The 20,558-nt window shown below is 71.6% G+C and carries 18 protein-coding genes and 1 tRNA gene; 2 read left to right on the top strand and 17 right to left on the bottom strand.

Going from position 1 to position 20,558, the window contains the following annotated elements; genetic code table 11:
- Positions 1-19: 19 nt before the first annotated feature.
- From glyA to AB4030_RS17540, 4 genes are all read right to left on the bottom strand, one after another.
- On the bottom strand, positions 20-1,297 hold the full coding sequence (gene glyA, locus AB4030_RS17555) for a serine hydroxymethyltransferase (RefSeq protein WP_442280495.1): 1,278 nt from the start codon (positions 1,295-1,297) through the stop codon (positions 20-22).
- Positions 1,298-1,345: 48 nt separating this feature from the next.
- Entirely contained in the window at positions 1,346-2,146 is an 801-nt protein-coding gene (locus AB4030_RS17550; protein ID WP_442280494.1) for an L-threonylcarbamoyladenylate synthase, read from the bottom strand.
- Positions 2,147-2,211: 65 nt separating this feature from the next.
- The gene (locus AB4030_RS17545; protein ID WP_442280493.1) at positions 2,212-3,090 is read right to left on the bottom strand and encodes an SDR family oxidoreductase; all 879 of its coding nucleotides are present in this window, start codon (positions 3,088-3,090) and stop codon (positions 2,212-2,214) included.
- A 1-nt stretch (position 3,091) separates the two neighbouring features.
- Positions 3,092-3,769 (bottom strand): NADPH-dependent F420 reductase, encoded by a 678-nt coding sequence (locus AB4030_RS17540; RefSeq protein WP_442280492.1) that lies wholly within the window; start codon positions 3,767-3,769, stop codon positions 3,092-3,094.
- Positions 3,770-3,905: 136 nt separating this feature from the next.
- Between AB4030_RS17540 and AB4030_RS17535 the strand changes: the two genes are divergently transcribed.
- Entirely contained in the window at positions 3,906-4,496 is a 591-nt protein-coding gene (locus AB4030_RS17535) for a TetR/AcrR family transcriptional regulator (protein WP_442280491.1), read from the top strand.
- Positions 4,497-4,532: 36 nt separating this feature from the next.
- On the opposite strand, the gene prmC is transcribed toward AB4030_RS17535, so the two are convergent.
- From prmC to AB4030_RS17470, 13 genes are all read right to left on the bottom strand, one after another.
- A complete protein-coding gene (gene prmC / locus AB4030_RS17530) occupies positions 4,533-5,405 on the bottom strand; it encodes a peptide chain release factor N(5)-glutamine methyltransferase (protein ID WP_442280490.1) in 873 nt (290 codons plus the stop codon).
- Entirely contained in the window at positions 5,402-6,490 is a 1,089-nt protein-coding gene (prfA, locus tag AB4030_RS17525) for a peptide chain release factor 1 (RefSeq protein WP_442280489.1), read from the bottom strand. The genes prmC and prfA overlap by 4 nt, the downstream gene beginning before the upstream one ends.
- Positions 6,491-6,588: 98 nt before the next feature.
- Positions 6,589-6,804 carry a 50S ribosomal protein L31 gene (gene rpmE / locus AB4030_RS17520; RefSeq protein ID WP_442280557.1) on the bottom strand — a complete coding sequence of 72 codons (216 nt, stop codon included), beginning with the start codon at positions 6,802-6,804 and terminating at the stop codon, positions 6,589-6,591.
- Positions 6,805-6,973: 169 nt separating this feature from the next.
- Positions 6,974-9,055: a sensor histidine kinase gene (locus tag AB4030_RS17515; RefSeq protein ID WP_442280488.1), complete on the bottom strand. Its 2,082-nt coding sequence runs from the start codon at positions 9,053-9,055 to the stop codon at positions 6,974-6,976.
- Complete coding sequence (locus AB4030_RS17510; protein WP_442280487.1) at positions 9,052-10,500, bottom strand: glycosyltransferase; 1,449 nt, start codon at positions 10,498-10,500, stop codon at positions 9,052-9,054. The genes AB4030_RS17515 and AB4030_RS17510 overlap by 4 nt, the downstream gene beginning before the upstream one ends.
- Positions 10,497-11,555: a HEAT repeat domain-containing protein gene (locus AB4030_RS17505; RefSeq protein ID WP_442280486.1), complete on the bottom strand. Its 1,059-nt coding sequence runs from the start codon at positions 11,553-11,555 to the stop codon at positions 10,497-10,499. Before AB4030_RS17505 ends, AB4030_RS17510 begins: the two co-directional genes overlap by 4 nt.
- Before the next feature lie 13 nt (positions 11,556-11,568).
- Positions 11,569-11,922, bottom strand: a complete 354-nt coding sequence (locus AB4030_RS17500) for a response regulator transcription factor (protein ID WP_442280485.1) — start codon at positions 11,920-11,922, stop codon at positions 11,569-11,571.
- Between the two features lie 165 nt (positions 11,923-12,087).
- Positions 12,088-14,199 carry a transcription termination factor Rho gene (gene rho / locus AB4030_RS17495; protein ID WP_442280556.1) on the bottom strand — a complete coding sequence of 704 codons (2,112 nt, stop codon included), beginning with the start codon at positions 14,197-14,199 and terminating at the stop codon, positions 12,088-12,090.
- A 283-nt stretch (positions 14,200-14,482) separates the two neighbouring features.
- Positions 14,483-15,460, bottom strand: a complete 978-nt coding sequence (locus AB4030_RS17490; protein ID WP_442280484.1) for a homoserine kinase — start codon at positions 15,458-15,460, stop codon at positions 14,483-14,485.
- 4 nt (positions 15,461-15,464) lie between these two features.
- Positions 15,465-16,559, bottom strand: a complete 1,095-nt coding sequence (gene thrC, locus AB4030_RS17485; protein WP_442280483.1) for a threonine synthase — start codon at positions 16,557-16,559, stop codon at positions 15,465-15,467.
- Positions 16,559-17,875 carry a homoserine dehydrogenase gene (locus AB4030_RS17480; RefSeq protein ID WP_442280482.1) on the bottom strand — a complete coding sequence of 439 codons (1,317 nt, stop codon included), beginning with the start codon at positions 17,873-17,875 and terminating at the stop codon, positions 16,559-16,561. The genes thrC and AB4030_RS17480 overlap by 1 nt, the downstream gene beginning before the upstream one ends.
- Positions 17,876-17,959: 84 nt before the next feature.
- Entirely contained in the window at positions 17,960-19,378 is a 1,419-nt protein-coding gene (gene lysA / locus AB4030_RS17475; RefSeq protein ID WP_442280481.1) for a diaminopimelate decarboxylase, read from the bottom strand.
- Between the two features lie 2 nt (positions 19,379-19,380).
- Positions 19,381-20,175, bottom strand: a complete 795-nt coding sequence (locus AB4030_RS17470) for a DALR anticodon-binding domain-containing protein (RefSeq protein ID WP_442280480.1) — start codon at positions 20,173-20,175, stop codon at positions 19,381-19,383.
- A gap of 160 nt (positions 20,176-20,335) precedes the next feature.
- Here AB4030_RS17470 and AB4030_RS17465 point away from each other — a divergent pair.
- Positions 20,336-20,407, top strand: a tRNA-Arg gene (locus tag AB4030_RS17465).
- Positions 20,408-20,558 lie beyond the last annotated feature (151 nt).

The raw sequence follows: 20,558 nt of genomic DNA, 5'->3' as shown, positions 1-20,558 counted from the left end.
CGCTGGCGAGTGGGCTGACTCAGCGAGGGTATGCCGGGAAGCGCGTCACGAGGTCGGTGACCTCGGCACGCACCTGCTTGCTGACCGCGTGGTCCGGGTCGGCGTCACCCGTGGTCACGGCCTGGTGGATGAGCAGGGCGATCTGCTTCATCTCCTCCAGGCCCATGCCCTGGGTGGTGACCGATGGCGTGCCCACGCGGATGCCGGAGGCGATGTTGGGCTTCTGCGGGTCGAACGGGATGGCGTTCTTGTTCAGCACGATGCCGGCCGCGTCGGCCCGCTCCTCGGCCTCCTTGCCGGTGACGCCGACGCCCTGCAGGTCGAGGAGCGACAGGTGGGTGTCGGTGCCCCCGGTCGTCGGCCGGATGCCCATCTCGAACAGGCTCGCCGCGAGCTGCTGGCTGTTGGCGATGACGTCCTTCGCGTACTGGGCGTACTCGGGGGTGGCGGCCTCCTTGAAGTTGACCGCCTTGGCCGCGATGGTGTGCATCTGCGGGCCGCCCTGCATCATCGGGAAGATCGCCTTGTCCATGGCGGCGGCGTGCTCGGCCTTGCACACGAGGGCGCCGGAGCGCGGGCCGCGCAGGACCTTGTGGGTCGTGAAGGTCACGACGTCGGCGTACGGCACCGGCGACGGGATGGCCTTGCCGGCGACGAGGCCGATGAAGTGGGCCGCGTCGACCCAGAGGATCGCGCCGACCTCGTCGGCGATGGCCCGGAAGCGCTGGAAGTCGATGAGCCGCGGGATGGCGGAGCCGCCGGCACAGATGACCTTCGGGCGGTGCTCGCGGGCGAGCGCCTCCACCTGGTCGTAGTCGATGTCCTCGGTCTGCTTGTCGACGCCGTAGTGGACGGCGTTGAACCACTTGCCGGAGAAGGAGACCTTCGTGCCGTGCGTGAGGTGGCCGCCCATGGGCAGAGCCATGGCGAGGATCGTGTCGCCGGGCGACATGAAGGCGCCGTAGACGGCCTGGTTGGCGCTCGCACCCGAGTGGGCCTGGACGTTGGCGTGGTCGGCGCCGAAGAGCGCCTTGGCCCGCTCGATCGCGATGGTCTCGGCCTTGTCGACCTCGGAACAGCCGCCGTAGTAGCGACGGCCGGGGTAGCCCTCGGCGTACTTGTTGGACAGCGTCGACCCCAGCGCCGTCAGCACGGCCGGCGAGCTGAGGTTCTCGCTCGCGATGAGCTGCAGACCGCCGCGGATGCGGTCGAGCTCGGACAGCAGCACCCCCGCGATGTCGGGGTCGAAGGACTGCAGGGCGCCGAAGTCGGAGCCGTAGAACGTGTCGTCAGCCATGGAAGTTCTCCGGGTGGGTCGGGAGTGGGGCGCGAGCGCGAGCCAACTCTATTGCGTCGTGCTGGAACCGCCGTACGGACCTTCGGTGGTGGACACATCGCGCCACTCCCCCAGCGTGTGGGTCGCGTCGCCGGCCTCGGCGTCGGGCGGGGTGTCGACCTCCGGGTCGGGCTGCGTGTCGGGCGCCACGTCGGGTGCGGGTGCCTCGAGCACGGGCTCCGGCACGAGCGCCTCGTCGAGCTCGGCCTGGCTGATGACACCGAGTCGGAGCGTCACCGGGGTCTCTCCGGTGCAGTCGACGATCGTCGAGGGCTGACCCCCGTCGACCGGACCACCGTCGAGGTAGACCCCGACCGACTCCCCGAGCATGCCGACCGCCTCGTCGACGGTGCGGGCCGCCGGGTCGCCCGTCGTGTTGGCGCTCGTGACGGCCATCGGGCCGATGTCCCCGAGCAGCTCGAGGGTGATCTCGTGGTCCGGGACGCGCAGGGCGACGGTGCCGTTCGTCTCCCCGAGGTCCCAGTGCAGTGACGTCTGGGCCTTGAGCACGACGGTCAGCGGCCCGGGCCAGAACCTCTCCATGAGCCGCTGCGCGTAGTCCGGCACCTGCGTCGCGAGCCCCTGGGCGGTGCGCGCGGTCGGGATGAGCACGGGTGGCGGCATGTCGCGCCCGCGTCCCTTGGCGGCGAGGACGGAGGCGACGGCGGTGGCGTCGAAGGCGTCACAGCCGATCCCGTAGACCGTGTCGGTCGGCAGGACGACGATCTCGCCGCGTCGGACGGCCGCGGCCGCGGCCGGGATGCCTTCGGCGCGACCGTCGGGATCGGTGCAGTCGTAGCGCTCGCTCACGGGCCAGAGCCTACTGGCGTCGTCTGGGGCGACGGACGGGGCCGTCGGACAGGCTTCGAGGGGCGTCAGGACGGATCGACGCCGACGAGCTCGGCCGAGATGCGCCACAGCCGTGCCGCCACGTCCGTGTCGTAGGAGGCCGGCGACGACCGCTTGACCTTGCCACCCGCGAAGTAGCGGCCGGAGACGTGCTCCAGCTCCGGCGAAGAGGCGAGCAGGACCGAGGTGTCCGCACCTCGCTCGGGGCTCTTCATGAACGGCCGGACCGCGGGGAGCACGAGCCGCATCCACCGGCCGGAGTCCTCCTGCCCGAAGGCGGTCCGGACCACCCCGGGGTGCAGGGCGTTGGCCGTGACCCCAGAACCCTCGAGCCGGCGCGCCAGCTCGTAGGTGAACATGACGTTGGCGAGCTTGGACTGGTTGTAGGCACGCTGGCCGTTGTACCCCTGCGCTCCCTGCAGGTCGTCGAGGTCGATCCGACTCATGGCGTGCGCACCGGACGAGACCGTGACGACCCGCGCCGGGGCGCTGGCCCGCAGCCGGTCGAGCAGGAGGTTGGTGAGCAGGAACGGGGCCAGGTGGTCGACGGCGAAGGTGCGCTCGAGCCCGTCGACGGTCTCGTGCCGGGTGGCCCAGTAGCCGCCCACGTTGTTGACGAGGACGTCCAGACGGGCGTATGCCGCGAGCACCTGGCCCGCGAGCGCACGGACGTCCCGCTGCGACGAGAGGTCGGCGAGGAAGACGTCGACCTCTGCGCCGCCGTCGCGCAGCCGCCCCGCCACGGCGGCAGCGCGCGCCTCGTCGCGCCCTACGAGCCCGACCCGGGCCCCGAGACCGGCCAGACGCCTGGCCGTGGCCAGGCCGATCCCACCGGTCGCCCCGGTGACCAGAACGGTCCGGCCGGCCATCGGGCCAGCCACCGGGCCGGTCGTCGGGGTGCCCATGTCAGCGGACGATCTTGAAGTTGAACGCTGCCGTGCCGAAGGCGCCCATCAGGCGCAGCCACACGGGCAGCAGCATCTCGGTGCCGCGCGCCGTGCTGATGTCCCCGAGGTCGATGACGTCGGTGTGGCCGAACGACTCCAGCAGCTCGGTGACGGTGGCCTTGGCCTCCGCGTCGTCGCCGGACACGAAGACGGAGGACTCCTGCCCGAGGTTCTTCGGGTGGACCATGAGCTCGGCCGTGAGCGTGTTGAGCGTCTTGACGACACGGGCCTGCGGGAAGGCCCGCTGCACCTGCTCGCCGAGGGAGTCGGTGTCCTTGACGAAGAGGGTGGGCGGGAAGCCGTTCGAGAAGTCGAGCGGGTTCGAGATGTCGAGGACGATCTTGTCGGCCAGGTTGTCCGCGCCGGCCGCCTCGAGGGCCGGCAGCGCGCCGTGCCCGCTCGTGGCGTTGACGACGAGCTCCGCCGCTGCTGCCGCATCGGCGAAGGTGGCGAGGGACACCCCTGCGTGGTCCGCCACCCAGTCCGCGTAGGGCGGGTTGCCCATGCCGTCGTGCTCGGTGCGGGCGAGGGTGGCCTGCGGGTCTCGGGTGCCGATGGTGACCTCGTGGCCGAGGCCGAACAGGCGGGCGGCGACGGTCCGGCCGACCGTGCCGGTGCCGAGGACTGCGATCTTCATGAGGGTCTCCTGCGTGCTGGTCCAAGTGGGCGGGGCAGACAAGATTGTCTACCCTATGTCCAGAAAGTAACAGACAGGTCTGTCTATATGCAAGAATGTGCTCAGGACGACGCCGCCGCACCACCTGAGGAGCCTGATGTCCACCGCCACGCCGACCCGCCCCAGTGCCGCTCGCGAGCGGATCCTCGACGCCGCCTTCGCCCTGTTCTACGCCCGGGGCATCCGCGCCGTCGGGGTCGATCTCATCATCGCCCAGTCGGGCGTGGCCAAGGCGACGTTCTACAAGCACTTCCCCGCCAAGGACGATCTCGTCGTCGCCTACCTCGACAAGGTCGACGGCGTCTGGACCGGCCAGCTCCGGGAGGCGGCGCGCGCTGCGGGCGAGGCCCCCGCCGCGCAGCTGGTCGGCCTCTTCGACGCACTCGGCACGGCGTGCCGGCGCGAGGGCTACCGCGGCTGTGCCTTCATCAACGCCGCAGCCGAGTCGCAGCCGGGCACCCCGGTCCACGACCGGACGGTGGCGCACAAGGCAGCCGTGCTCGGCTGGGTGCGCGAGCTCGCGGAGCAGGCCGGAGCGCCGGACCCCGAGACCCTCGCCCGGTCACTGACCCTGCTGCTCGACGGCGGGCTCGCGAGCGGTTCGCTGGACGCCAGCCCGGAGGCCCCGAACGTCGCCCGGGACTGCGCCGCCGCCCTGGTGTCGGCTGCCACCGGCGGCTCCGTCTGAGGCACGTGCGCCCGCCGGAGCCTCGAGGCAGCGACCTCAGTCTGCGCGACTGGCCCGAGTGACGCGCGGGCGACCACCGAGGTCGAGGTGGTCGCTGACCTCGACCCACTCCCCCGTGCGCCCGAGCCGGGCCGGGAGGCTCTCGCCCTGGGAGTCGGCGTGCTCGATCAGCACCAACCCGCCGGGGCGCAGCAGTCCAGCGGCCACCTTCGCGACGGCGAGCGGGATGCCCAATCCGTCCTCGCTGCCGCCGTAGAGGGCGAGCTCGGGGTCGTGGTCGCGCACCTCGGGGTCCAGGGGCACGGCACCGACAGGGATGTAGGGCGGGTTGATCGTCACGACGTCGACGGCGTTCGTCCAGTCCTCGAAGCAGGGCCGCGTCGCGTCTCCCTGCACGAGGTCGACGTCGAGACCCAGCCGGTCGCGGTTGGCAACCGCCCAGGCGTAGGCATCGGGCGACAGCTCGAGTCCGCGCACCTCGGTGTCCGGCCTCTCGTCCTTGACCGAGAGAGCGATCGCGCCGGACCCTGAGCACAGGTCGACGACCCGGACCGGCTGCGGCCGGTCGAGCGACTGGACCCGGTCGACCTCGACGAGGGCCAGGTCGACGAGCACCTCGGTCTCCGGCCGGGGCACGAAGACGCCTGGACCGACCGACAGCGTCAGCCTGCGGAAGTGGGCCCGCCCCGTGAGGTGCTGCAGCGGCACCCGGGCGGCCCGCTCGTCGACGAGGACGGCATACGCCCCCGGGAGCGTGCGGCCGCCGAGCACCATGAGGCGACGGACCTCGGAGGCCTCGACGCCGAGCACATGGGCGGCGAGCTCGACGGCGTCGACGTCGGCGGAGGCGACGCCGGCGTCGCGCAGGCGCGCGGTCGCCGCACGGACGCCGTCACGCAGGTCGGTCACGCGCGCGGCCCGTCGTGGCCGAGGGCCGCGAGCTTCGCGGCCTCGTCGGCGTCGAGGGCGGACTGGACCACCGGGTCGAGGTCGCCGTCGAGGACGGAGTCGAGGTTGTAGGACTTGTAGCCGGTGCGGTGGTCGGAGATGCGGTTCTCCGGGAAGTTGTAGGTGCGGATGCGCTCGGAGCGGTCGACGGTGCGCACCTGAGACCGCCGTGCGGCGCTCGCCTCGGCGTCGGCCTCGTCCTGCGCGAGCTGGTGCAGGCGCGCCCGCAGGACGCGCATCGCCGCCTCCTTGTTCTGCAGCTGCGACTTCTCGTTCTGGCACGAGACGACGAGCCCGGTCGGCAGGTGGGTGATGCGCACGGCGGAGTCGGTCGTGTTGACGCTCTGGCCTCCGGGGCCACTGCTGCGGTAGACGTCGATGCGCAGGTCGTTCGGGTCGATGGTCACCTCGACCTCCTCGGCCTCGGGCATGACGAGCACGCCCGCGGCCGAGGTGTGGATGCGCCCCTGGCTCTCGGTGACGGGCACGCGTTGCACCCGGTGCACGCCCCCCTCGTACTTCAGACGGGCCCACGGTCCCTCGCCCAGGCCGGGAGAACCCTTGGCGCGCACGGAGACCCGCACGTCCTTGTAGCCGCCGAGGTCGCTCTCGGTGGCGTCCTCGATGGCGGTACGCCAGCCACGCTGCTCGGCGTAGCGCAGGTACATCCGCAGCAGGTCGCCGGCGAAGAGCGCCGACTCGTCGCCACCCTCGCCCGCCTTGACCTCGAGGATGACGTCGCGGTCGTCGTCGGGGTCCCGGGGCACGAGCATCCGGCGCAGGTGCTGCTCCGCCTCGGCGAGGCGGACCTCGAGGGAGGGCACCTCGGCGGCGAAGGACTCGTCGTCGGCCGCGAGCTCACGGGCGGCGGCGAGGTCGTCACCGGCCGCCGTCCACTCCCGCGCGGCGGCGACGGTCGGGGCCAGGGCGGCATACCGCTTGTTCAGCGTACGCACGAGGTCCTGGTCCCCGTGGACGGCCGGGTCGGCGAGCTGCTGCTCGAGCTCGGCGTACTCGTCGAGGATCGACTGGACGGATTCGAGCACGGCAGGCCCTTCGGCTCAGGGACGTACGGGGAGACGGACGGATACGACGAACGCCGGCCCCCGGCGACCGAAGTCGTGGGAGCCGGCGTGCGGGAGACCTACTTGGCGGCCTTCTTGCCGTAACGGGCCTCGAACCGGGCCACGCGGCCACCGGTGTCGAGGATCTTCTGCTTGCCCGTGTAGAACGGGTGGCACTGCGAGCACACGTCGGCAGCGATCTTGCCGGACGTCTCGGTGCTGCGGGTGGTGAACGTGTTGCCACAGGTGCAGGTGACCGTGGTGTCCACGTAGTCGGGGTGAAGGTCCTTCTTCAAGATTGTCTCCTCGAGGTAGTCGGCCGGGTCGGAGTCGTCGCTAGCCACCGTGGTGGGTCGCTCGGCCGTGAACCGGTCCAAAGGAAGAGTGTGCCAGAAAGGCGCACCTCCTCCCAAACGCGCGAGGTGGCCCCGGCATTCCCCGCCCGTGCGCGTCAGGGCGCCTTCGTCAGGCTCGCACGGTGGCGGGCTGGGCGACGGGCAGCACGACCTGCATCGTCGTCCCCTCCCCCTCGACCGAGGCGATGACGAGCTCGCCGCCGTGACCCTCGACGATGGCACGCACGATGGCGAGACCGAGGCCGGTGCCGGGGATGGCGGCGGCCGTCGCGTTCCCCGCGCGGAAGAACCGCTCGGACAGGCGCGCGAGGTCGGCGGCCGGGATGCCGATACCGGTGTCGTGCACCGAGATGATCGTCGAGTCGCCCGAGCGCTCGGCAGACAGCAGCACCTGCCCACCTTCCTGCGTGAACTTCACGGCGTTCGAGCCGAGGTTGATCAGTGCCCGCTCGACCTGCCCCCGGTCGACCCTGACGACGAGGTCGTCGGGGGTGTCGTCGCAGACGAGGTGCACCCCACCTTTGGCCGCGACCGGCTTCATGGTCTCGGTGACGGTGCGCAGCAGGTCGCGGACGGCCACCTCCTCGGAGACCGCCTGCAGACCGCTGATCTCGATCTTGTTGAGCACGAGGAGGTCCTCGATGAGGCCGCGCAGGCGGGTCGCGTTGCGGCCGATGATGTCGAGGGCCACGTGCTGCCCGTCGGTGACGTCGCCGAAGTCGCCGTCGACGAGCAGCTCGAGGTAGCCGCTGATCGAGGTCAGCGGGGTGCGCAGCTCGTGACTGACCGTCGCCATGAAGTCGGTCTTCTGCCGGTCGAGCTCGGTGAGCCGACGCACCTGCTCGTCCTGCATCTGCGACAGCCGCAGCGCCACGATCGACTGGGCGGCGATGGCGCAGCACTGCTGGGCCGCCTGGATCTCGTGGCGGTGCCAGCGTCTCGGGGCGCCGACCATCATGATCGACAGGATGCCGAGGCCGCGGCCGCCGGTGCCGACGGGCAGCATGAGCAGGCTCCGGGTCCCGGTCGCCCGGTGGAAGGCGCGGGCCCTCTCGTCGTCGTAGGCCTGGTGCGCCAGCAGGTCACCGATGTCGAAGAAGCCGGCATCGCGACGCAGCTCGTCGTTGACGGCGCCCACCTGCTGGGCCAGGGACCGCGGCAGCGGCGGCAGGTCGGGAAGGTCCTCGGTGTGCCACTGGAGGCGGTCCTCGACCGTCTGGCCGTCGTCGGCCAGGGTGTAGAGCAGCACCCGGTCGGCGCCGAGACCGGCGCCGAGCTTGGTCGTGACGCGCTGGAGCGCCTCGTGGACGTCGCTGGCCGAGCGAACGGTCCGGCCCACGTCGAGGACGAGCTCCTGCATCTCGAGGACGGCCGCCTGCTGGTCGACGAGACGGGCGTTGGCGCGGGTGAGGTCGTTGAAGTCACGCGCGAGCATCCGGACCTCGAAGGCGCCCTCCTCCTGGTTGGCCATCGAGATGACGTCGTCCTCCGCCTGGCGACGCACCACCTCCCGGAGCCGCGCGAGCGGGCGCCCGACGGCACGATCCATCCCGAAGCCCGCGGCGACGAGCACGAGCACCACCGCGATGGCGACGGCGACGATGACGCCGGACGTGATGGTCGTGGCCTCGCGCGAGTCGACGCGGGCCGCGTCACGCTTGGTCTGGATGCTCGAGCCCAGCGACTCGTTGGTCGTGCGGAAGCGGGCGTAGGCCGCCGACGCCCGGGCCCGGTCGGACGCGGTCGCAGTCGTGCCGGCGGAGACTCCCTGCAGGGACTGCCGGACCGCGACGAACCAGTCGTCGACCGCCGCCCGCTCCTCGGAGACGAGGGTCGCGTAGCGGGCCTGGTCGGCGCTCGGCAGCTCCTCGCTCCGGGTGGCCGCGGCGAGGTGGTCCAGCTCCGCGGCGACGGCGGGCTGGACCGTCAGCGGGTCGAGCGCGGAGGGGACCCCGGCGGCCGCCTGCTGCCACGCCCCCTCGGCACGGGTCATGTCGAGCAGGATCGTGCTATTGGCCTCGCGTGCGGGTCCGAGGGCCAGGGTGAGCACCCGGACGGCCGCACCCTGGGAGTGGATCGTCGCGACGGAGATGATCGCGCCGACCGGCACGAGGATGACGAGGATGGCGACGAGCCGCCGGATGTGACTGCCGACCGAGCGCCTCGAGACCCCGGGCAGCGCGCTCGTCACGCCGGGTCCTCGTCGAAGCCGGTCCTGGTCATGACACCCCAGACGTGCTTCTTCCCGCGCAGGCTGGACCACCACCCCTCGAGACGCCACCACACGGTGGCCTGGCGGTAGCCGATGTTCTCGAGGACCGAGGCGGCGATGGTCTGCCAGATGGCCCGCCACCGGTCGTGCTTGTGGAAGGCCCACTCGTCGACGACCATCGCCGCCAGGGTCACGAGCACGGCATACCCGTAGGCGAGCACGAGGAAGAGGATCGCGAAGGGGACGTTGACGACGCCGAGCAGCAGGGCGAGCGGGACGATGAGGATGCCGAACAGCTCGAGCAGCGGCGCGATGAGCTCGAAGAGCCAGTAGTAGGGCAGCGCGAGCCAGCCGATGCGGCCGTACTTCGGGCGGAAGAGCATCGACCGGTAGGCCCACAGGGTCTCCCAGAGGCCCCGGTGCCAGCGACGCCGCTGGTTGCGCAGCACCTTGGCCGTCACCGGCACCTCCGTCCACGAGACCGGCTCGGGCACGAACTCGATGCGGTAGTCGCGGCCCTCGTCGAGCAGCTTCTTGTGGATCCGCATGACGAGCTCGAAGTCCTCGCCGATGCTGTTGGGGTCGAGGCCGCCGACCTCGACGACGACGTCGCGGCGGAAGAGACCGAAGGCGCCGCTGATGAGGATCAGGCCACCGAGGCGGGACCACCCGGTACGCCCGAGCAGGAAGGCACGGAGGTACTCGACGAGCTGGATCCGAGGGATCCAGGTCTGCGGCATCTCGACGCGCACGATTCGACCCGAGACGACCCGGCTGCCGTTGACCGGGCGGATGGCCCCACCGGTGGCGACCATGCGCGTCGGGTCGTCCGCGAAGGGACGGGTCACGTGCAGCAGGCCGTCGGGCTCGAGGATCGAGTCGCCGTCGATCATCGCGACGAGGGGCTCGCTCGCGGCGTTGATGGCCACGTTGATCGCCTCGGAGCGACCGGAGTTCTCCTTGCGGACCACGACGAGCCTGGTGCGGCCGTCACGCGGGACGAAGATGCCGAGGACCTTCGCCCGGATCGGGATCTCGTGCGGCAGCTCACGGGGCACCTGGACGAGGTCGAAGGCCTGCTCGAGGCGGTCGAAGGTCGCGTCGCTGCTTCCGTCGTCGACGACGACGACCTCGTGCCGTGGGTAGCGCAGCGTGAGGAAGGACTTGACCGCCATGACGATGCCGGCCTCCTCGTTGTAGGCCGGCACGAGCAGGGACACCCCTGGCGCCAGGCCGGCTCCCTGCCAGACCACGGCCGTCGACCGCCGGCGCTGCTGCGCCTGGAACTCGAGGTAGGCCAGCCCGATGATCACGAGGAGGGAGGTGTTGATGAGGATGAAGTAGAGGATGATCGGCACGGCCGTGACGTCCATGCTCCAGACGACGAAGGACCGCAAGCCCGAGGTGATCGCTTCCCAGGTCATGCCGACGCCTTCTGGAGGCTGACGAGCAGCCGCGCGGTGCGCACGGCCGGGTCGTCCTCGTGGCCCATCAGGGCGGCAGTGCCGTCGGGGCCCATGGTCAGCAGCGCAGTCGCGGCGAGCTCGGCCAGACGCGGGTCGGAGTCGTCGAGGAGCGCCGTCAGGGCTGGGACCGCGCGGGTCTCACCGAGCTCGCCCAACGCGACCACACAGGCGCGGCGGAGCGCGAGCGGCTCCGTCTCGGCGGTGTGGCGCACGAGGATGTCGACGTCCTCGCCGCGACCGAGCCGCCCGATGGCGGTGGCGCTCGTCTCGCGAACCGTGAGGTCGGGGTCGTGGTCGAGCAGCTGCCGCAACTCGGGCAGCCCCCGGGTGAAGCTGCGCTCGGCGCTGAGGTGGGCGGCGACCATGCGGGTGCGGGCATTGGCGTCAGCCATCCCGCCACGCAGCACGTCCGAGATGCCGACGCCCATCGACTGCAGGGCCTCGGCGGCCGTTGCCGCAGGCAGTCCACGCTCGGGCGCGCCGATCGCCGCCAGCACGGGACCCGCCGCCACGGGGTCACCGATGAGGCCGAGGGCGTATGCCGCACTGTTGCGGACCTCCACCGCCTCGTCCCCGAGCGCCTCGACGAGGAGCGGGACGGCATGCCCGGCGCGAGCCAGGCCCAGCAGCTGGGCCGCGCGCGCCCGCTTCACCGTCGAGCGGCTCGTCAGCTCGACCGCCGCCAGCTCGACGGCGCCGTGGTCCTCGAGCACCTGGACGAGCTGGTCGGCGGGCACGCCACGGATCTTGCTGAGCATCGCGACGACGTTGCGGTCGAGCACGTCACGGGTCACACCGGTCGCCTGGCGCAGCTCGTCTGCGGCAGAGCCGTCGTCGTCCTCGCCCGAGGCCACCGTGATCAACGGCGTTCGAAGCGGTGAGAGCAGCATCGCCTCGCGCTGGAGGCGCGCGTGCCGACGTGCACGGACGGCGACGACCAGCAGGACGAGGAGCAGGCAAGCGCCGAGGACGACCACCGTGGCGCCGACCAGAAGGGTCGCCCCGATGATCACGAGACCCCGGAGCTCATCGCGCCCTGGCGAGCATGCCGTTGACCCGGTGCAGCAGCTCCCTGGGGCTGAACGGCTTGATGACGTAGTCGTCCGCGCCGACCGCGAAGCCTGTGTCGACGTCGGAGTCCCGCGACTTGGCACTGAGCAGGAGGACGGGCACCGCCCCGAACTCGCTCTCGCGGATCTTGCGGAGGACGTCGATACCCGAGAGCCCGGGCATCATGACGTCGAGCACCGCCAGCTGCGGCGGGCTGGCCTCGAAGGCCTCCCAGGCGCTGACCCCGTCCGGAACGGCCTCGACGGCATACCCCGCTTGGGTCAGCTTGAACTCGACGAGGTCTCGGATGTCTGCGTCATCGTCTGCCACGAGGATACGGACGGGGCTGGCATCAGGGCCGCCGGCAGGCGCAGACATGGCACTCCAGGTGACGATTGGGTGGGCAGCCCTACTTTATGGACATTTCCGTGCAATGCCGACTGAAACGCCGAAAGGGGACGGCGCCCGGTGGCGCCGTCCCCTTCCAGCGATCGGTCAGGACTCTTCGCCGAGCCTGGACCCGCTCGTCGCCTGGACCTGCGTGAGGAACTCGTAGTTCGTCCGCGTCTTCTTGAGACGGTCGATGAGCAGCTCGATGGCCTGCTGCGCATCGAGGCCGCCGAGGACCCGACGCAGCTTCCACATGATCTTCAGCTCCTCGCTCGCGAGGAGGATCTCCTCGCGACGGGTGCCGGAGCTGTTGATGTCGACCGCCGGGAAGATGCGGCGGTTGGCGAGCTCGCGGTTCAGGCGCAGCTCCATGTTGCCGGTGCCCTTGAACTCCTCGAAGATCACCTCGTCCATCTTCGAGCCCGTCTCGACGAGCGCCGTGGCGAGGATCGTCAGCGAGCCGCCGTTCTCGATGTTGCGCGCGGCGCCGAAGAACTTCTTCGGCGGGTAGAGCGCGGCCGAGTCGACACCGCCCGAGAGGATGCGGCCGCTCGTGGGGGCCGAGAGGTTGTAGGCGCGGCCCAGCTTGGTGATCGAGTCGAGCAGCACGACGACGTCGTGACCCAGCTCGACGAGACGCTTGGCCCGCTCGATGGCGAGCTCCGCGACGGTCGTGTGGTCCTCGGCCGGCCGGTCGAAGGTCGAGGCGATGACCTCACCCTTGACCGCGCGCTGCATGTCGGTGACCTCCTCGGGACGCTCGTCGACGAGGACGACCATGAGGTGGCACTCGGGGTTGTTCGTCGTGATCGCGTTGGCGAGGGTCTGCATGATCATCGTCTTGCCGGCCTTGGCCGGGGCCACGATGAGGCCGCGCTGACCCTTGCCGATCGGGGCCACGAGGTCGATGATGCGCGTCGTGAGCACGTGGGGCTCGGTCTCGAGCCGCAGTCGCTCCTGGGGATAGAGCGGGGTCAGCTTGCCGAACTCGACGCGCTTGACCGCCTCCTCGGAGGTCTGACCGTTGACCGTGTCCAGGCGCACGAGCGCGTTGAACTTCTGGCGGCCGACGCTTCCCGAGGGCTGCTCGCCCTCGCGCAGCGCCTTGACGGCGCCGGTCACGGCGTCGCCCTTGCGCAGCCCGTTCTTCTTGACGATCCCGAGCGGCACGTAGACGTCGTTGGGGCCGGGCAGGTAGCCGGACGTGCGGACGAACGCGTAGTTGTCGAGGACGTCGAGGATGCCGCCCACGGGAACCAGGACGTCGTCGTCGCCCACCTGCAGCTCCGAGTCGTTCCAGTCCTGGCCACCCTCGCGGCCGCGCCCGCGCTTGCGGTCCCGGCTGCGCTGGCGGTTGCGGCTGCGGCGGCTGCCACCGTCATCGTCGTACGGGGACTGCTGGCCACGACCGTGGTCGTTCGCATGGTCCTGCTGCTGGCGGTCCTGCTGCTGACGGTCCTGCTGCTGGCGGTCCTGCTGGCGGTCCTGCTGCTGGCGGTCCTGCTGCTGGCGCGACTGCTGGCGGTCGCTCTGCCGGTCGTTGCGGCCACCCTGCTGACGATCACCCTGCTGGCGTTCGGTGCGCTGCTCGCGGTCGCCCTGCTGACGGTCGCTCTGCTGACGGTCGGAGCGCTGCTCGCGGTCGCCCTGCTGACGGTCACCCTGCTGACGGTCACCCTGCTGAGCCCGGTCACGCTGTCGGCCGGCCCGGTCGTCGGTCTCGGAGCCCCGCTCCTCGGCCGCCTCGGCGCGCTCGGCGGACGGTGCGTTCTGCGCGTCGGCACGCGCTGCCGGCGCCTCCCGAGAGCCCCTCGGGGCACGCTCGGATCGCGGGGCTGAGCCCTCGGCCGTCGCCTCGTCGCGCTCCGGCTTGCGCTCGTTGCGGTCCTCGTTGTGGTCCTCGTTGCGCTGCTGGTCCGGGACGGTCGCGGCAGCCGGTACCTCTGCGGACGGCTCAGCCGTCGCAGCGGAGCCCGCCGGCCGGCTGACCCGGCGCGTTGCGCGGGCTCGCGTCGCCGGAGGGGCAGCAGGGATCTCGGCGGAGCCCGTGGACTCCGTCCCGCCCGTCGGAGCGGCCGAAGCCGTCGGAGCGCCGGTCGCCGACGAGCCGCCGGCCTGACGGGCCTTGATCGCCTCGACGAGGTCGCTCTTGCGCATCTTCGTCGTCCCGGTGATTCCCATCGACGACGCGACGCCCTTGAGCTCGTCCAGCTTCATGGCCGACAGGCCAGAGAGCGGACGGGTGGTTGTTTCTGACACGAAGGATCCTTCCCCCTCGTTTGCGGCCCGGGAGACTCCAGCGGGCCGGACTTGGACCAGATGACCTGGCCGTCTGAGATCCACGACGGCGCAGAACGCGCCGAGAGGCACAGAAGATCGCCTCAGTGTGGGGGTGGTGCACCAGCCTGCGTTGTCGCGGCCTGTGGTGCACGCTCAGGATACCACTCGGGGACCGCCGGCTGGCGGGTAGGCGCCGCTGAGGTCGTGGTCGGGCGTGTGTTCAGCGAACGTGCACCGTGGCGCCGTGCGGCGGCACGGTGGGGGTCAGCCGTTCCCAGTGGGGTGCGAGGTGCCCCGCCTGCACATCCGCGGCGGCCTCGCGGGTGGTGAGGACGAGGACGCTCGGACCGGCCCCCGACACGACCGCGGCATGCCCCTGCGAGCGCAACAGGTCGACGAGCTCCATCGTGGCGGGGTAGGAAGGTCGCCGCGCCTCCTGGTGGAGCCAGTCACGGGTCGCGGCGTGCAGGTGCCCGGGATCGGCCGTCAGCGCGTGGACGAGCAGGGCCGCTCGTCCGGCGCCGGCGGCCGCCGCCGCCAGCGGGACCAGCGCGGGCAGGACGGCGCGGGCGGTGCGGGTCGCCAGCTGTGTCTCCGGGACGAAGACGACCACGTCGACGTCGGGGTGCGGCTCGATGCGCGCCGTCACGGTGCGCTCGCCGCGATCGAGCCCGGTGCCGTCAGGCATCCAGCTGACCGTGAGGCCACCCAGCACGCTCGCCGACGCGTTGTCGGGATGCCCCTCGAGCTCACTCGCCAGGTGCGTAGCCAGGTCGAGATCGACGGGGACGGCGACACCGGGAGCCGGCCACGCGGCATACGCACTCTCGAGCACGCCGAACGAGAGAGCTTGGGCGGCAATGACGCCCGCGACGATGGCGGTCGCAGAGGAGCCCAGGCCACGGCCGTGCGGGACGCCGTTCACGGCTTCGAGGCGGAGACCCGTCGGCGGTTCGACGCCGATGACGCGCCACGTGTGCAGCATCGTCGCGTACACGAGGTGCCGCTCGTCGGTGGGCACGTCCTGGGCGCCCTCCCCACTGACCTCGATGACGAGTCCGGGGCGCTCGCACGTGCTGACCACGTAGTCGTCCCACAGGCCGAGGGCCAGCCCGATCGAGTCGAAGCCGGGTCCGAGGTTGGCGCTGCTCGCGGGCACGCGCAGGCGGACGGAGCGGCCCGCCGGAACCCGGCTCACGCGGTCAGCCCTCGAGGCCGAGCGCCTGGGCCGCGGAGTACGCGTCGACGGAGACCCGGGTCGGCACGACCTCGTTCCCGTCGGCGGTGCGCAGGGCCCACTGCGGGTCCTTGAGTCCGTGGCCGGTGACGGTGCAGACGATGCGTGCCCCGGGCGGCACGAGGCCGGCTGCGTGGCTCGCGAGCAGCCCCGCGACGGAGGCGGCCGAGCCGGGCTCGACGAACACCCCCTCCTGCGAGGAGAGGTAACGGTGGGCGTCGAGGATCTGCTCGTCGGTCACGGCGTCGATGCGGCCACCGGACTCGTCCCGGGCGGCGACGGCCTGCTCCCACGACGCGGGGTTGCCGATCCGGATGGCGGTGGCGATCGTCTCGGGGTGGTCGACGGGATGGCCGAGGACGATCGGCGCCGCGCCGGCCGCCTGGAAACCCCACATCCTCGGCAGGTGCGTGGCCGGGCCGGGCTGGTGGCTGACCGCCGGGTCGGCGGAGTACTCGCGGTAGCCGCGCCAGTAGGCGGTGATGTTGCCGGCGTTCCCGACGGGCAGGCAGTGGATGTCGGGCGCGTCACCGAGCGCGTCGACGACCTCGAAGCTCGCCGTCTTCTGACCCTCGATGCGGGCCGGGTTGACCGAGTTGACCAGCTCGACGGGGTAGGCCTCGGCCAGCTTGCGCGCGAGGGTCAGGCAGTCGTCGAAGTTGCCGTCGACCTGCAGCAGCGTCGCGCCGTGGGCGATCGCCTGGCTCAGCTTGCCCATCGCGATCTTGCCCTCGGGCACGAGGACGCCGCACGTCATGCCGGCCTTCGTGGCGTATGCCGCCGCCGACGCGCTCGTGTTGCCCGTGCTCGCGCAGATGACGGCCTTCGCACCCTTGCGGGCGGCGACGCTGATCGCGGTCGTCATGCCGCGGTCCTTGAACGAGCACGTGGGGTTCAGGCCTTCGTACTTCAGGTGGACCTCGGCGCCGACGCGCTCGGAGAGCTTCTCGGCATGGATGAGGGGGGTACCGCCCTCGTGGAGCGTGACGACGGGCGCACCCTCGAGCATCGGGAGGCGGTCGGCGTACTCGCGGATGACTCCGCGCCACTGGTGGGCCATCACGAACCTTCCACGCGCATCACGGAGTTGACGCCACGGACGACGTCGAGCGTGCGCAGTCGCTCGACCGTGGACGAGAGGGCCTCGTCGCTGGCGGTGTGGGTGACGATGATGAGGTTGGCCCGGGCGCCTTCGCCGTCACCAGCGGGAACGAGCTGCTGGCGCACGGTCTCGATGGACACGTCGTGGTCGGCGAAGGTCGCCGCCACCTGGGCGAGCACACCCGAGCGGTCCTCGACGTCGAGGCTGATGTGGTACCTCGTCTGCGCGTCACCCATCGTGAGGATGGGCAGGTCGGCGTAGCTCGACTCCCCCGGACCGAGGCCGCCGCCGACGCGGTGGCGGGCGACCGCGACGAGGTCACCCAGGACCGCGGAGGCCGTCGGGTCCCCGCCGGCACCCTTGCCGTAGAACATCAGCTCACCGGCGGCGTCGGCCTCGACGAAGACGGCGTTGAAGGCCTCCCGGACCCCGGCCAGCGGGTGGGAGCGCGGGATCATCGCCGGGTGCACGCGGACGCTGACGCCCTTGTCGCTGCGCTCGCAGATCGCGAGGAGCTTGACGACCGCGTCCATCTCGCGGGCGGCAGCGACGTCGGCGGCCGACACCTCGGTGATGCCCTCTCGATAGACGTCGGTGCCCGAGACCCGGGTGTGGAAGGCGAGCGAGGCGAGGATGGCGGCCTTGGCGGCCGCGTCGAAGCCCTCGACGTCGGCGGTCGGGTCGGCCTCGGCGTAGCCGAGCGCCTGGGCCTGCTCGACGGCGTCGGCGAAACCGGCGCCCGTCGTGTCCATCTTGTCGAGGACGTAGTTCGTCGTGCCGTTGACGATGCCGAGGACCTTGCGCACCTCGTCCCCGGCCAGGGACTCACGCAGCGGCCTCAGCAGCGGGATGGCGCCGGCGACCGCGGCCTCGTAGTACAGGTCGACGCCGTGACGGGCAGCCGCGTCGTAGAGGGCGGGGCCGTCCTCGGCGAGGAGGGCCTTGTTGGCCGTGACGACGGACGCCCCGTGCTCGATGGCCCGCAGGATGAGCGACCGGGCCGGCTCGATGCCACCGATGACCTCGACGACGATGTCCGCCCGCGTGACGAGCTCCTCGGCGTCCGTCGTGAACAACGCCGGGTCGACGCCGAGCGCGGCCCGGTCCCGGCCGGCGCGGCGCACCGCGATGCCGACGATCTCGAGGGGGGCGCCGACGCGCGCTGCCATGTCGTCGGCGTGCTCGACGAGCAGGCGCGCCACGGCTCCGCCCACGACACCCGCCCCGAGCAGGGCGACGCGCAACGGCTGGGGGTCACTCACGGCGCTGTCCACGGCGGCAATCCTGCCGTCTGTCCGCGTGCCGGACGGTCATTGTTTCGCGATCCGGACATCGGCGGCGCAGGATCTGCAGGCCCATCAGACGTCGAGGGCGAGCAGGTCGTCGATGGTCTCGCGCCGGACGATGACGCGGGCCACCCCGTCCCGGACGGCGACCACCGGTGGCCGCGGCGTGTGGTTGTACTGGCTCGAGAGGGACCGGCAGTAGGCGCCCGTGCCCGGGACGGCGACGAGGTCGCCGGCGCCGACGTCGCCGGGGAGGAACTCGTCCTTGACGACGATGTCGCCGCTCTCGCAGTGCTTGCCCACGACGCGGGCGAGCACCGGGTCCGCGGTGGACGCCCGGCTCGCGAGCGTGCACGAGTAGTTGGCGTCGTACAGGGCCGTGCGGACGTTGTCGCTCATGCCGCCGTCGACCGAGACGTAGAGGCGCTGGGCGCCGCCGTCGAGCTCGACCGGCTTGACGGTGCCCACCTCGTAGAGGGTGAACGTGCTGGGGCCCGCGATGGCCCGGCCGGGCTCGATCGAAATGCGGGGCACGGCCACGGCGTCGGCGCGGCACTCGCGCTCGATGATCTCGGCCATGCCGGCGGCGAGGTTCTTCGGCGGCATCGGGTCGTGCTCGGTGGTGTAGGCGATGCCGAAGCCGCCTCCGAGGTCGAGCTCGGGGAGCTCGACGCCCAGCTCGCGTGCGATCTGCGTGTGGAGGCCGACGATGCGCCGGGCAGACACCTCGAAGCCGGCGGTGTCGAAGATCTGCGACCCGATGTGGCTGTGCAGTCCGAGCAAGCGCAGCGTCTCGGGCTTGGCGAGGACCCGGCGCGCGGCCTCGAAGGCGTGCCCGCCGGACAACGACAGCCCGAACTTCTGGTCCTCGTGCGCCGTCGCGATGAACTCGTGCGTGTGGGCCTCGACCCCCACGGTGACACGGACGAGGACGGGCGCGACGACACCGAGCTCGGCGGCGACCGTGGCGACGCGCTCGATCTCGTCGAAGGAGTCGACGACGATGCGGCTGACGCCGTAGTCGAGGGCATCGCGGATCTCGGCGACGCTCTTGTTGTTGCCGTGCAGGCCGATCCGGTCGCCGGGGACGCCGGCGCGCTTGGCCACGGCGAGCTCGCCGCCGGTGCACACGTCGAGGTGCAGGCCCTCGTCATGGACCCACCGTGCGACCTCGGTGCACAGGAAGGCCTTCCCCGCATAGAAGACGTCGGCGCCACCCGACAGGCCCTCGAACACCTCGGCATACGTCTGCTTGAACTCCCTTGCGCGCGAACGGAAGTCGTCCTCGTCGATGACGTATGCCGGCGTGCCGAAGTCACGTGCCAGCTCGGTGACGCTCACCCCACCGACCGTGAGGACGCCGTCGCTCCCCCGTCCTACGGACGACGCCCAGAGTGCCGGTACGAGAGTGTTGACGTCGGCCGGGGTCTGGAGCCACGCGGGGCCGCGATAGCCCTCCGCGTGCAGCGCTCCTGCTTCGTGTGCGCGCATGGCTACATCCTCTCCGGGGCCGCGGCGCCGAGACGCGTCAGTCCATTGCGCAAGACGATCCGGACGGCGTCGGCGAGCAGGAGCCGAGCGCCGTGGATCGGCGCGGGGTGGGCCCCCACGGCGAGCGGTCGCACCGGGTGGTCCCAGGCGTCGGCGAGCGCAGCGAGGTCGGTCACGGCGCGGCGTTGCTGGACCTCGTCGCCGGCATGCCTCTCGAGGCGTTGAGGGAGGTCTGCGAGGGCGACGAGGAGCTGGCGCTCGCCGACGTGGGTCAGCTCGGCGAGGCGCGCCGAGGGGCGGCGATCCACCCCTGCGGCCTCGGCGTTGCGGATGATCCGGCACAGGCGGGCGTGCGAGAGCTGGGCCCCGCGGACGGGGTCGTCCGCGGGGCGGCTCCCGGGGGCCTCGACGATCTCGTCGCGCTGCGCACCGGCGCCGAGGGCGTAGTGGTCCTGGTCCTCGATGACACGAGCGACGATCTCGGAGCGGGCCGAGTCCTCCAGGGTGAGGGCGATGAGGCCGCTCGGCGCGACCTCGACGGCCGCCACCGGCTTCTGGAGCGTCAGCCCCTGGGCCAAGACGCGAGCGAGGTCCCGGGGGCCGAGGTCCAACCGGGGAGCCCAGCGCTGCGCCACGGGCGTCACCCAGTCGGCGACGACGCCGGCGGCACGGGTCTCGGCGGGCCGGAAGACCAGCCCCGCTGGAGGGCCCGCCTCCGCCTCGTCGGGCAGGTCGCCGGTGCGGGCCGCCTGCGCGGCCACCTCCTCGAGAAGGGCGCGCAGCTGGTCCGGCGTCATGCGGTGAGTCTACGAGGCGGACGAGCCCGCTTCGCCAGGCGCCCGGACGCGCCTCGACCGTTCGGGCGCCCGTCGCCGCAGCTGCTCCCTGACCGCGGGGGGCATGCAGCGTTCCCGGCCGGGCCCTGCTAATCTCACCGAGCGCACGAAAGTGCGAGCCGCCCCCGTAGCTCAGGGGATAGAGCACCGCCCTCCGGAGGCGGGAGCGCAGGTTCGAATCCTGCCGGGGGCACTGTGTGATGTCTCAGGACATCGGAATGAGCCGGACCTACGGAATGTAGGTCCGGCTCATTCGTTTGTGCGGGTCCGGGTGGGGCGTCCGGTGGGTTGGTAGTCACGGCTGGGGTCCAGGACGAGCTGGCGCAGGAGCTCGCCGGTGGCCG

It is taken from the genome of Terrabacter sp. 2YAF2 (genome assembly GCF_052114705.1).
In the GTDB taxonomy this organism is placed as follows: Bacteria; Actinomycetota; Actinomycetes; order Actinomycetales; family Dermatophilaceae; genus Terrabacter.
This window is presented reverse-complemented; position numbering and strand designations above follow the sequence as displayed.